The organism is Muribacter muris (genome assembly GCF_004569585.1).
In the GTDB taxonomy this organism is placed as follows: Bacteria; Pseudomonadota; Gammaproteobacteria; order Enterobacterales; family Pasteurellaceae; genus Muribacter; species Muribacter muris.
This window is the reverse complement of sequence record NZ_SPPA01000008.1, coordinates 1-12,350: the sequence shown is the minus strand read 5'-3', so window position 1 is coordinate 12,350 and position 12,350 is coordinate 1. Positions and strand designations below refer to the sequence as shown.

At 43.0% G+C, this 12,350-nt stretch carries 12 protein-coding genes and 1 pseudogene; 12 read left to right on the top strand and 1 reads right to left on the bottom strand.

The features are described from left to right. Nucleotides 1-2 precede the first annotated feature (2 nt). From E4T80_RS04740 to E4T80_RS04685, 12 genes are all read left to right on the top strand, one after another. Entirely contained in the window at nucleotides 3-1,136 is a 1,134-nt protein-coding gene (locus E4T80_RS04740; RefSeq protein ID WP_135055506.1) for a glycosyltransferase family 4 protein, read from the top strand. A gap of 109 nt (nucleotides 1,137-1,245) precedes the next feature. Then, nucleotides 1,246-2,400, top strand: a complete 1,155-nt coding sequence (locus E4T80_RS04735; protein WP_228064792.1) for a sugar transferase — start codon at nucleotides 1,246-1,248, stop codon at nucleotides 2,398-2,400. Between the two features lie 3 nt (nucleotides 2,401-2,403). Then, the gene (rfbB, locus tag E4T80_RS04730; protein ID WP_135055500.1) at nucleotides 2,404-3,453 is read left to right on the top strand and encodes a dTDP-glucose 4,6-dehydratase; all 1,050 of its coding nucleotides are present in this window, start codon (nucleotides 2,404-2,406) and stop codon (nucleotides 3,451-3,453) included. 125 nt (nucleotides 3,454-3,578) lie between these two features. Further along, complete coding sequence (ubiE, locus tag E4T80_RS04725) at nucleotides 3,579-4,346, top strand: bifunctional demethylmenaquinone methyltransferase/2-methoxy-6-polyprenyl-1,4-benzoquinol methylase UbiE (RefSeq protein WP_135055497.1); 768 nt, start codon at nucleotides 3,579-3,581, stop codon at nucleotides 4,344-4,346. Nucleotides 4,347-4,630: 284 nt separating this feature from the next. Further along, nucleotides 4,631-5,164 carry a ferredoxin-type protein NapF gene (gene napF, locus E4T80_RS04720; RefSeq protein ID WP_135055494.1) on the top strand — a complete coding sequence of 178 codons (534 nt, stop codon included), beginning with the start codon at nucleotides 4,631-4,633 and terminating at the stop codon, nucleotides 5,162-5,164. Then, the gene (locus E4T80_RS04715) at nucleotides 5,157-5,420 is read left to right on the top strand and encodes a chaperone NapD (RefSeq protein WP_047977279.1); all 264 of its coding nucleotides are present in this window, start codon (nucleotides 5,157-5,159) and stop codon (nucleotides 5,418-5,420) included. The genes napF and E4T80_RS04715 overlap by 8 nt, the downstream gene beginning before the upstream one ends. A gap of 38 nt (nucleotides 5,421-5,458) precedes the next feature. Next, nucleotides 5,459-7,942: a nitrate reductase catalytic subunit NapA gene (gene napA / locus E4T80_RS04710; protein WP_135055491.1), complete on the top strand. Its 2,484-nt coding sequence runs from the start codon at nucleotides 5,459-5,461 to the stop codon at nucleotides 7,940-7,942. A 72-nt stretch (nucleotides 7,943-8,014) separates the two neighbouring features. Next, nucleotides 8,015-8,932 (top strand): ferredoxin-type protein NapG, encoded by a 918-nt coding sequence (napG, locus tag E4T80_RS04705; protein WP_135055488.1) that lies wholly within the window; start codon nucleotides 8,015-8,017, stop codon nucleotides 8,930-8,932. After that, nucleotides 8,932-9,816, top strand: coding sequence for a quinol dehydrogenase ferredoxin subunit NapH (gene napH, locus E4T80_RS04700; RefSeq protein WP_135055485.1), 885 nt, complete (start codon nucleotides 8,932-8,934; stop codon nucleotides 9,814-9,816). The genes napG and napH overlap by 1 nt, the downstream gene beginning before the upstream one ends. 22 nt (nucleotides 9,817-9,838) lie before the next feature. Then, the gene (locus E4T80_RS04695; protein ID WP_135055482.1) at nucleotides 9,839-10,270 is read left to right on the top strand and encodes a nitrate reductase cytochrome c-type subunit; all 432 of its coding nucleotides are present in this window, start codon (nucleotides 9,839-9,841) and stop codon (nucleotides 10,268-10,270) included. A 20-nt stretch (nucleotides 10,271-10,290) separates the two neighbouring features. After that, nucleotides 10,291-10,878 carry a cytochrome c3 family protein gene (locus E4T80_RS04690; protein WP_047977284.1) on the top strand — a complete coding sequence of 196 codons (588 nt, stop codon included), beginning with the start codon at nucleotides 10,291-10,293 and terminating at the stop codon, nucleotides 10,876-10,878. 569 nt (nucleotides 10,879-11,447) lie between these two features. Further along, nucleotides 11,448-12,182: a hypothetical protein gene (locus E4T80_RS04685; RefSeq protein ID WP_135055479.1), complete on the top strand. Its 735-nt coding sequence runs from the start codon at nucleotides 11,448-11,450 to the stop codon at nucleotides 12,180-12,182. 58 nt (nucleotides 12,183-12,240) lie between these two features. Here E4T80_RS04685 and E4T80_RS04680 read toward each other — a convergent pair. Beyond that, nucleotides 12,241-12,350: pseudogene (locus E4T80_RS04680) on the bottom strand (IS1595 family transposase); the annotation flags it as partial.

The following is a 12,350-nucleotide window of genomic DNA, read 5'->3' as shown; positions in this document are numbered from 1 at the left end:
CGATGAAAAAGAAGATCATATTAATAGGTAATATCGGTTCAATGATGATTAATTTTAGAAAGGAGTTAATCATAGAGTTTGTATCAAATGGACACGAAGTTTACTGCTTTGCATTTGGTTATACAAATAAAGAAAAAGAGCAAATTAAAAATTGGGGGGCAATACCTAAAGACCATTATCTTGATCTAAAAGGTCTTAATCCAATTAGAGATTTAACAGGTATTTATAAGCTTTATCATAGTATCAAAAGTATTAATCCCGATATAGTATTTAGTACATTTATCAAGCCTGTTATTTTTGGCACAATCGCAGCCAAGCTAGCTAGAGTTCCCCGAATTGTTGGGATGATAGAAGGATTAGGTAATGCATTCACTTACCATAAAGAAGGTCAATCCTTTAAAGCCAAGATAATCCGTTTAATTCAAGTTATCTTATACAAAATATCACTACCACATTTAAATAGCATAATTTTTCTAAACCCTGATGATAAAAATGACCTTGTTGATACTTTTAATATTAAAGTTAAAGAAATGCACATTTTAGGTGGAATTGGTGTAGATTTAGATAAATTTAACTATTCTATCCCACCTCAAGATAACATTAGATTTATTTTCATTGCAAGATTACTTAAAGAAAAAGGTATTTTTGAATACTTAGAGGCAGCAAAGAAAATAAAGCGAAATTACCCTGAAGTAGAATTCATCATTCTTGGCGATTTTGATGAAAATAACCCTTTTGCATTATCAAAAGATAGTCTAAATGACTATGTCAATAATCAAATCATTAATTACTATGGATATGTAGATAATGTAGCTAAAATTATAAGTGAGTGCTCAGTATTTGTTTTACCATCATACAGAGAAGGTGTTCCCCGTAGTACACAGGAAGCTATGGCAATCGGTCGTGCAATTATTACAACTGATGTTCCAGGTTGTAGAGAAACCGTTGAAAATGGTATAAACGGTTTTATAGTTCCTCCATATTCTGCTATAAAAATTGCTGAAAAAATGACTTATTTCATCCAAAATCCCGAACAAATCAAATTAATGGGGGATGCTAGCAGAAAAATTGCAAAACATAAATTTAATATTAAAGATGTTAACCATAAATTAACCTCAATTATTTTAGGATATTAATATGCATAATCAAAAGAGAAACTCACGTTGGTACGAGCGTATTTTTTTTAGTACCACGATTCAAAGTTGTTTAGGTGTTTTTATATCATCATTACTCCCCGCATTTATAATGTGGGAAGATAAATGGCAAGTAGATACTCGTTCTAATACAATTATTGTAACCTCACTAACGTTTATCTTTATTGCTTTAACACTACGCATTTTAATGAAATATCCTGGAAATAAATCAAGTAGTTTTATTATTTCCAGCATAATAGTTTGGTATTTTATTGCACTAACTATATTGACTATTTTTCGCTTAGATTACTCAAACTTACTTTTAGGTATCAGCTTTTTTCTAACAAGCCTATTCTGTTTTATAGGATATTTTCTCTCTAGAAACTGGATCATTCCTAAAATTGCTTATATCCCGTTGGGAAAAGCAAAAAACATTCACACCATTAAAAACGTCGAATGGATTCAGCTAATTGAACCTAATTTAGGTATAAGACGAATTAACGCAATTGCCGTTGATCTACACTCACCCGAATTAACTGCGGAATGGCAAAGTTTCTTGGCTAAATGCACTTTAAACGGTATTCCTGTTTATAATGTAAGGCAATTGGAAGAATCTTTAACAGGGCGTGTAAAAATTCGTCATATGTATGAAAATGACTTAGGTTCACTGTTACCATCCCCAATATATTCATTAGTGAAGCGCCTAATGGATATTATTTTAATTACAGCGACTTTCCCGATTACTCTCCCCGTTATGGCAATTACAGCGGTTGCTATTCGATTAGAAAGTGAAGGTGGTGCACTATTCATTCAAAAACGTGTCGGTCAAGGTGGAAAAGAATTTAATATTTATAAATTTAGAAGTATGTGCCACGATTCAGAGAAAAACGGCGCTCAATTTGCCTCGGCAAATGATATGCGGGTAACCCGTATTGGTAAATTTATCCGGAAAACCCGTATTGATGAGCTCCCTCAATTCTTTAACGTGCTGAAAGGCGATATGAGTTTAATAGGACCTCGTCCAGAGCAAAAAAACTTTGTCGATAAATTTGAAGAAAAAATTCCGTTTTATAACTATCGTCATATCGTCAAACCAGGCATTTCAGGCTGGGCGCAAGTTGTTCAAGGCTACGCTGCAGATGTAGACGACACACAAGTAAAAGTGGAACACGATTTTTACTATATCAAACATTTTTCTTTGTGGTTGGATATTTTAATTATATTCAAAACATTAAAAACAATGTTCACAGGGTTTGGCGCCAGATAGCGTATGCTCAATATTCTCATCACAGGCGGAGCAGGCTTTATTGGCTCCGCCGTTATTCGGTATATTATTAATTATACTCAAGACGCCGTTATCAATGTTGATAAACTCACCTATGCAGGTAATTTATCCTCTCTAAATACTATTTCAAATAGTCCTCGCTATCGGTTTGAACAAGTCGATATCATTGATAGAACCGCTCTAGAACGTATCTTTAGTCAATACCAACCCGATGCGGTAATGCACTTAGCGGCGGAAAGCCACGTTGATCGCTCAATAGACGGGTCGGCAGCTTTTATTGAAACCAATATTATCGGCACTTATACCCTATTGGAGGTTGCACGAACCTATTGGCATAATTTACCGCAACAGAAAAAAGCAACATTTCGTTTTCACCATATCTCAACCGATGAAGTATATGGCGACTTAACACATATGCAACCCCCATTTACCGAAAATTCACCTTATGCACCGAGTAGCCCTTACTCTGCGTCCAAAGCGGCCAGTGATCATCTAGTCCGTGCTTGGCATAGAACCTACGGGTTACCGACCATTATCACGAATTGTTCAAATAATTACGGGCCGTTCCAATTCCCCGAAAAATTGATTCCTTTAATGATTTTAAATGCGCTAAAAGGTAAGCCTCTGCCTGTTTACGGCGATGGACAACAAATTCGAGATTGGCTGTTTGTCGAAGATCACGCTTATGCGCTATATGAGGTACTCACAAAAGGCAAGCTAGGCGAAACCTACAATATCGGCGGCTATAACGAAAAAACAAATCTTGAGGTTATTCACACTCTCTGCGAAATATTAGAAGAACTCGTACCGAACAAACCTGCCGGCTTAACCCAATATACGGATCTCATCACTTTTGTTGCTGATCGACCGGGACACGATATTCGTTATGCAATCAACGCCACCAAAATATACAATGAATTAGGTTGGAAGCCGCTCACGCCCTTTGAAACCGGTATGCGCAAAACGGTAGAATGGTACTTAAACCATCAAGAATGGTGGGAAAAGAGACCAAATAGCACTTATCATTCCACATAAAATCAGCGATGCCGTTGTCTTTCTCTCAATAAAGCCAACCGAAATGGCATATTTTGCAAATTGTTAAGGAAATCCAACCGCTTTTTTGTTAAGGTATGCCTAAATTTTTCTGATTTCTGACTAAAATGAACGAATTTGAATCGACAGCTTCCCAAGAAACAACCCACTTTGGCTTTAAAACTGTGGCGAAAGAGCAGAAGCAACAGTTAGTTGCCAATGTATTTCACAGCGTTGCCGGTAAATACGATTTAATGAACGACTTGCTCTCGTTTGGTATTCATCGGGTCTGGAAGCGCTTTACCATTGATTGTAGCGGGGTGCGTAAAGGGCATAAAGTGTTGGATTTAGCCGGTGGCACGGGGGATTTCAGTGCAAAATTTTCCCGCATTGTCGGCGAAAACGGGCAAGTGATTTTAGCGGATATCAATAGCTCGATGCTTGAGGTCGGTCGGGAAAAATTACGTAATTTAGGCGTAGTCGGCAATCTCAGTTATGTACAAGCCAATGCAGAGTGTCTGCCCTTTGCGGACAACAGTTTCGACTGCGTAGTTATCAGCTTTGGTCTGCGTAATGTTACCGATAAAGACAAAGCACTCCGCTCAATGTTCCGTGTGTTAAAGCCGGGCGGGCGGTTACTGGTATTGGAATTTTCCAAACCGATTATCGATCCGATCAGCCAGCTCTACAATTTCTATTCCTTCAATATCTTGCCAAAAGTCGGCGAAGTGGTAGTGAACGATGCGGAAAGTTATCGCTATTTGGCGGAATCTATCCGAATGCACCCAAAACAAGACGAGCTGAAAGCGATGATGGAAAATGCCGGCTTTGAAAGTGTCAGTTATTACAATTTAAGTGCCGGTATTGTCGCTCTGCATCGGGGCTATAAATTTTAACCTCACCCTGTGTCAGAACATTTTCCAATAACATTGGCAATGCGATGTATCCGTAACAGACAATTTTGCCCATAATCTATGGGCATTAGTCTATCCCCACCGCTTATTTAATATCGATTTTAATCCGCCCCATACTATCCAAAGCACGACTTTCTACTCTTCCTCTTTCATATTTTTTGATTACTATCAAATTAACAGTAATTAACCTTTTATGACAATTTCACAACATTTGCGAGATGCTATAATAGGTAGCCTTGATACCCTACTGTTTTTGTAAACTATTTTTGACAGATTCAACCGATGTTTCGCTCTCACGCCGCCACTTTTTGCGTGGTCATTTTTTAGATGCACTCAAGAGTGAACAAGTTAAGCAGCAAGGTTATCAGACCATTCGGGCACCTTGGACAAAATTAGCCGATTTTTTCACACAATGCACCGCTTGTAGCCGTTGTATAGATGTATGTGAAATGCACATTTTGGTGAAAGGGGGCGATGGTTATCCTCAAGTAGATTTTACAAGCGGTCGGGGGGAGTGCAGTTTTTGCAAAGCCTGCGTGAATGTGTGTAAAGCAGAGGTGTTTCGCTCAACCAATGAAGAACCTTGGCAGCACAGGGTTGAAATTCAGCCTCAATGTTTAACACAGCAGCGGATTGAATGTCGCAGTTGTGAAGACAGTTGCGAACAACGCGCCATTCGCTTTAAACGTCAGGCGGGTGGCATTGCAACGCCGCAATTAGTGTTGGAGGCGTGTAACGGTTGCGGTGCTTGCCTTTCGATTTGCCCGAACCAAGCAATCAAAATTTTACATAATGAGTAATGAATTAGACAACTGGTATGTCGCAAGCCTTGTGGTGCAAGTCAAACCCACCAAAATTGCGGCGGTTAAACACGCTTTGAGCGAACAAGTCGGCACGGAAATTCACGCTGAAAACAGTGCGGAAGGCAAACTGGTCGTCGTGATGGAAGCCGATTTTCAACCGGACTTGGTCAAAAGAATGGACGCTATCAAAGAGATTGACGGGGTAATTGCCGTGTCATTCATTTACAGTTATCAGGACGAGCCGCACCTTTAACCTGCGGTTATGATTACCTATTATTTGTGGGGAATAGTATGAAACTCAATCGCCGAGATTTTATGAAAACCAATGCCGCGGTGGCTGCCGCAGCCGCAGCGGGCATTGCGATTCCGGTCAAAAACGTCTATGCGGACGATACCGGTATTAAGTGGGATAAAGCACCTTGCCGCTTTTGCGGCACCGGGTGTAGTGTATTGGTCGGGACAAAAGACGGGCGTGTCGTTGCTACCCAAGGCGATCCCGATGCGGAAGTAAACCGTGGTTTAAACTGTATCAAAGGCTACTTCCTTTCCAAAATTATGTACGGAAGCGACCGCTTGACCGCCCCGATGTTGCGAATGAAAGACGGTAAATTTGACAAAAACGGCGAATTTACCCCGATTTCGTGGGATCAGGCATTCACCATTATGGCGGACAAAGTTAAAGCGATTATTAAAGCCAAAGGGCCGAATGCGGTCGGTATGTTTTCCTCCGGTCAATCCACTATTTACGAAGGCTATGCGAAGGTAAAATTGTGGAAAGGCGGTTTCCGTTCCAACACCATTGACCCGAATGCCCGCCACTGTATGGCATCGGCGGCGGTGGCGTTTATGCGTACCTTTGGAATGGACGAACCGATGGGCTGCTATAACGACATTGAGAAAGCCGATGCCTTTGTGTTATGGGGATCGAATATGGCGGAAATGCACCCGATTTTATGGTCTCGCATCTCTGACCGCACGCTCTCGAATAAAGAGGTGAAAGTGGCGGTACTTTCCACCTACGAACACCGCTCATTTGAACTGGCGGATATGCCGATCATCTTCCACCCGCAGTCCGACTTGGCGATTTTAAACTACATTGCCAACTACATTATCCAAAACGATAAAGTTAATTGGGATTTCGTCAATAAACATACCAAATTCAAACGGGGTGAAACGGATATCGGTTACGGTTTACGTCCGGAGCATCCGTTACAACAAGCAGCGAAAAATGCGAAAACCGCAGGAAAAATGTATGACAGCGATTTTGAAGAGTTTAAGAAAATCGTTGCTCCTTATACCCTTGACGAAGCGCATCGCATTTCCGGTGTGCCGAAAGATCAGTTGGAAAGTTTAGCCAAACTCTACGCTGATCCGGAGAAAAACATCGTCTCCTATTGGACAATGGGCTTTAACCAACATACACGCGGCGTATGGGTGAACCATATGATGTACAACGTTCACCTGCTCACCGGCAAAATTGCCAAACCGGGCTGCGGGCCGTTCTCGCTGACCGGTCAGCCGTCTGCTTGCGGCACGGCGCGTGAAGTGGGCACGTTCGTCCATCGCTTACCGGCGGATATGGTCGTAACCAATCCGAAACACCGTGAAATCGTGGAGAAATCCTGGAAGATCCCTGCCGGTACGATTCCGACCGAAATCGGCTACCACGCCGTTGCTCAAGACCGTGCATTAAAAGATCGCAAGCTTAACTTCTTGTGGACAATGTGCACCAACAATATGCAAGCAGGCCCGAATATCAACCAAGAACGCTTGCCGGGCTGGCGTGATCCGGAAAACTTTATTGTAGTTTCCGACCCTTATCCGACCGCTTCCGCCCTGTCTGCCGATCTGATTTTACCGACTTCAATGTGGGTTGAAAAAGAAGGCGGCTACGGCAATGCGGAACGCCGCACGCAACTTTGGCGACAACAGGTAAAAGGACCGGGCGAGTCCCGCTCTGACCTATGGCAAATTGTGGAATTTGCGAAATATTTCAAAGTCGAAGAGGTATGGAGCGAAGAATTACTTGCCCAAATGCCGCAATACCGTGGTAAAACCTTGTATGACGTACTTTACCGCAACGGTCAAGTGGATAAATTCCAAGTGCCGACTAACATTCCGGGCTATCTCAACGACGAAGCCGAGCATTTCGGTTTCTATCTCCAAAAAGGCTTATTTGAAGAATACGCCGACTTCGGACGTGGGCACGGACACGACTTAGCCGATTTTGACACCTATCACCAAGTACGCGGTTTACGCTGGCCGGTGGTGGATAACAAAGAAACCCTATGGCGTTACCGTGAAGGTTTTGACCCTTACGTCAAAGCAGGCGAAGAAGTACGCTTCTACGGCAATGCGGACGGCAAAGCGGTGATTCTCGGTGTACCTTACGAGCCGCCTGCGGAAGCACCGGATGCCGACTATGATTTATGGCTCTGTACCGGGCGTGTGCTTGAACATTGGCACACCGGCACAATGACCCGCCGTGTACCGGAACTGCACAAATCGTTCCCGAATAACCTCGTGTGGATGCACCCGACCGATGCCCAAAAACGTGGCTTACGCCACGGGGATAAAGTGAAAGTGATTTCGCGTCGTGGCGAGATGATTTCCCACTTGGATACCCGTGGGCGTAATAAGTGTCCGGAAGGCTTGGTCTATTCCACCTTCTTTGATGCAGGGCAGTTAGTGAATAAAACCACCCTTGATGCAACGGATCCGATTTCCTTTGAAACCGACTTCAAAAAATGTGCGGTTAAAGTGGTAAAAGCCTAATGATTTGCCCCTTGAATGAGAGGGGCAAAGCAAGCGGTCTGATCAGCGCAATTTTTTGCAAAAGGGAATGAAATGAAACTGAACCCTGCTCGGCGTCAATTTCTTAAAAATGCGACCCGCACGGCAGCGGGCGTATGCGGTGCCGGTATTATTTTAGGGCTACAACAAAGCCAAAGCCTCTCACGAGAAGGCGTTGCCTTACGCCCGCCAGGTGCTTTGGCAGAAGAGGACTTTACCCGTGCCTGCACACGTTGCGGGCAGTGTGTGCAGGCTTGCCCCTACGATATGTTGCACCTTGCCTCGCTACTTTCACCAGTGGAAGCCGGCACGCCTTATTTCGTGGCACGGGATAAACCGTGCGAAATGTGCGAGGACATTCCTTGTATGAATGCCTGCCCTTCCGGTGCGTTATCAGGCTTGGAAAATATCAACCAAGCCCGTATGGGATTGGCAGTGCTGCTCGATCACGAAACTTGCCTCAACTGGCAAGGCTTACGCTGTGATGTCTGTTATCGGGTCTGCCCGCTGATTGATAAAGCCATCACCCTTGAGCGGGTGCATAACGATCGCACCGCAATTCACGCCAAGCTCATTCCGACTGTGCATTCCGATGCCTGCACCGGCTGCGGTAAGTGTGAGCAAGCCTGCGTACTGGAAGAAGCGGCGATCAAGGTGTTACCGATGGATCTGGCAAAAGGAATGCTCGGCAGACACTATCGCTTAGGCTGGCAGGAAAAGCAAAATGCGGGGCAATCGTTGATTGAAAAACAACACCCGAACGGTTTTAAAACAATGGAGGCGCGTATGCCACAAGGAATGCACGAACCGAGCTACCAGCCGATGCAGGTCAAACCGGATCTAAAAACTGCTACGCCTAATCGGGCGAGTTACGATTATGTGCCAAATCCGACCACAGTGGCAGAACCGACCTTAAATCCAGTGGGATTAGATATGCACATTCCGAGCCAACTCCAACAAGGAGGGCAGTAATGGCAGCAGTCAATTCACCGAAAACAGCGGGATTGGAAGCACGCCAAACACTCGGCTGGTGGCGGGCTTACCGCTTTTTAATCCTACGCCGCTTCAGTCAACTCGGCATTATTTTAATGTTTTTAAGCGGTCCGTTTTGGAATGTGTGGATTTTAAAAGGCAATTATAGCGGCAGCACATTATTGGAGACGCTCCCGATGAGCGATCCGCTTATCACGTTGGAAAGTCTTGCCGCAGGTTATCTGCCAAGTTGGCAAACATTACTGGGGGCAGCAATTATCGTTTTATTTTATGCCGTTATCGCCAGTAAAGCCTTTTGCAGCTGGGTTTGCCCGCTCAATATGGTTACCGACTTAGCCGCTTGGCTGAGACGCAAATTGGGGATTCGTACCTCGGCAAAATTGCCTCGCCATACCCGCTATGTGCTACTTGCCATTATTTTGCTCGGCAGTGCGGTAAGCGGCACACTGGTGTGGGAGTGGCTTAATCCAGTTGCTGCCTTAGGCCGAGCTTTTGTCTTCGGGTTAGGTGCGACTCTTTGGTTGGTTTTAGCAGTTTTCCTGCTGGATTTATGGGTTGTCGAACACGGCTGGTGCGGACATCTCTGCCCAATTGGTGCGACCTATGCACTCATCGGTTCAAAAAGCATTCTGCGGGTAAACGTGATTGATCGCAAACGTTGCGATCGTTGTATGGATTGCTATCACGTCTGCCCCGAACCGCAGGTGCTACGCAAGCCCTTGCACGGCGAGGCAAGCGACAGCCCGATTGTACTGTCAAAAGATTGTATTAGCTGCGGACGTTGTATTGATGTCTGCGCTGAAAAAGTTTTTGCCTTCGGAACACGCTTTCAAGGCAATATTCGTGTGAAAAATCTCTCTTAAATTCAAGAGAATGGAGTGAACAATGAAAAATTATCTTGCCCTCTTTTTAACGGCAATCGCCGGTATTGCCGTTGCTCAAACACCGGTTCACGTTGGCTCAAGTTTAGAAGATGCCGCAGAAAATGTTACGCCGGAATTTACCAACCCGCTCAAAGATGCGGAAAGTATTCCCACGACTTTCCCTCACCAACCGCCCCTTGTACCGCATAGTATCCGTGGTTTACAAGTAACGAGAAATGTCAATCAATGCCTTGGCTGCCACGGCGTTGAAATTTCCAAAACCACCGGCGCACCGCGTGTACCGAAAAGCCACTTTATGACGAGAGACGGGCAAATGCTCGACAATGAATCGCCACGCCGTTACTTCTGCTTGCAGTGCCACGTTCAGCAAGCAAACGTTAATCCGATTGTACAAAATAAATTTGACACTATTCGTCAAACTCAAACCAAATAAGGAAGGTCAAAATGTTTAAACTGATTAAGAAATTTTGGAACTGGTTTAAAACGCCAAGTAAAATCGGCATCGGCTTTCTGATTTTAATCTCGGCAATCGGCGGTATTGTCTTTTGGGGCGGCTTTAACGCCGGCTTGGAATACACTAACACGGAAGAATTTTGTTCCAGTTGCCATATGAATGACGTTGTGCCGGAGTACAGAGCCTCTGCTCACTACTCCAACCGCAGCGGTGTAAAAGCTATCTGCTCGGACTGCCACTTGCCACACGAATTTATTCCGAAATGGACGCGTAAAATCGAAGCGGCAAAAGAAGTCTATGCCCACCTCACCGGTAAAGTGGACACCAAAGAGAAATTTGAGGCACACCGTTTAGAAATGGCACAACGTGAATGGGCAAGAATGAAAGCGAACAACTCTCAAGAGTGCCGCAACTGCCATAACTTCACCGATATGGACTTCACCCAACAAAAACGGGTTGCCGTGCAAATGCACCAAATGGCAGAAAAAGAGGGCAAAACCTGTATCGACTGCCACAAAGGGATCGCTCACCAATTACCGAATATGCACGGTATCAAATCGGGTTACGAAAGCAAAAAGCCTGAATAATCCACCGATAAAAAATCTGCCCAATCGGGCAGATTTTTTTATGCCTGACAAGCGGCAGAATTGTTGTTATTTTTTGCAAAAAGTCATTATGATGCCCCAACTTTCCACCAGATACATTGCCTTTAATCATCCCCCCTAAACGACCTACCGTACCGAGTAGAAAAATAGAGCCTATTTGGACAAATCGGTTAAATAGCCTGAAAAATATATTTATACTTTATTTAACTCTCACCTTAAGAGGTTAAAATGAGCAAAAACCATTTAAAGATCCTTTACAAGCGGTCGGTTTTAAGCGGATGATATTTGCAAAATCTTTCAACATTATGTATGTAGTTACACAAAGTTGTTTTTTGTTCGCTTGTAGGGACACACTGCGTGTGTCCGGATTTTAAGCTATTGAAATAATTTGATTTTTATAAAGGACACACGCAGTGTGTCCCTACATTTTGTTAAAATATCTATTTTTGTGCATTTGCTACATAATACCGAAATCTTTTAAGAAACCGACCGCTTGTTTGTGTGAACAGTGGAAATCCCGTTCACGTTAAAGTTATATTAAGGAGTATCAAATGAGTCATAAAACATTTAGAAAGTTATTTAAAAAAGAGCTAATTGAAAAAATGCAGGCGTTAGGTTATCGGCAATTTCCAAGACGCAATGAACTGTATTTTATTAAAGATTTAAAAAACGGTTTTTATACGATGGTTTATATTACATTTAATCGATTTGATGCCGATGAATTTACCGGTGATCTCTATTTATCCTTATATCCATCAGGTCTTTATGTGGATTTTTCTAATTATGAAAAATGCTATCGTAGAAGAGTAGGTGATTTTTTGTTAAAAGAAGAGCGTCAAACACTTTTAAATCCTTACTTACAAAATATAGAGAACGTGGGAGGAGCAGCTTGGTGGTATGCCAGTGATTGTGAGGGGCTGGATAACTTTATCGAAGCCTTAAAAATTTCTGAACCCCGCTTTTTGGCTCAGAAAGGGATTGAGCAAGCGGTATTGAATAATAAGCTGCTAAGACGGTGGTATCAAACACTTGTTTTAGAAATTATTCATTTGGCAACAGAGCCAAGCAATCAAATTGAAATGGAATTAGTGGCACAACCTAAAACTGATCCGTTTAAAATAGGGATGCAATGGTTTAGGGCAGCAGAAATCTATATGCACCAACGGGGATACGGTAAAATTAAGAAAAGTCAATTGGAAAATTTTGCTAGTCAAGCTTATATGACCTATTACTATCAACAGTTGAATGGCGATTATAACCCGATTTTATTAGCACCTTATGAGTAAATACAAGCGGTCGGTTTTAAGGAGATGTTTGCAAAATCTTTGGGGCTGTACTAGATAACTAGAATAAATTCTGCTTTACTAATTGTTTTAAAATGGAAAATTGAACTTTTATTTCACTGTGGTTAAAACGCCATTCACATTCCTTCAAATACAGTTCAAAATGCTCTT

Bases quoted from the DNA above. Each gene is read 5' to 3' on its own strand.
- E4T80_RS04685 (WP_135055479.1), top strand. From the start codon at position 11,448: ATGAGTCATAAAACATTTAGAAAGTTATTTAAAAAAGAGCTAATTGAA.
- E4T80_RS04695 (WP_135055482.1), top strand. From the start codon at position 9,839: ATGAAAAATTATCTTGCCCTCTTTTTAACGGCAATCGCCGGTATTGCC.
- ubiE (WP_135055497.1), top strand. From the start codon at position 3,579: ATGAACGAATTTGAATCGACAGCTTCCCAAGAAACAACCCACTTTGGC.
- napG (WP_135055488.1), top strand. From the start codon at position 8,015: ATGAAACTGAACCCTGCTCGGCGTCAATTTCTTAAAAATGCGACCCGC.
- napA (WP_135055491.1), top strand. From the start codon at position 5,459: ATGAAACTCAATCGCCGAGATTTTATGAAAACCAATGCCGCGGTGGCT.
- E4T80_RS04715 (WP_047977279.1), top strand. From the start codon at position 5,157: ATGAGTAATGAATTAGACAACTGGTATGTCGCAAGCCTTGTGGTGCAA.
- rfbB (WP_135055500.1), top strand. From the start codon at position 2,404: ATGCTCAATATTCTCATCACAGGCGGAGCAGGCTTTATTGGCTCCGCC.
- napH (WP_135055485.1), top strand. From the start codon at position 8,932: ATGGCAGCAGTCAATTCACCGAAAACAGCGGGATTGGAAGCACGCCAA.
- E4T80_RS04740 (WP_135055506.1), top strand. From the start codon at position 3: ATGAAAAAGAAGATCATATTAATAGGTAATATCGGTTCAATGATGATT.
- E4T80_RS04735 (WP_228064792.1), top strand. From the start codon at position 1,246: ATGTGGGAAGATAAATGGCAAGTAGATACTCGTTCTAATACAATTATT.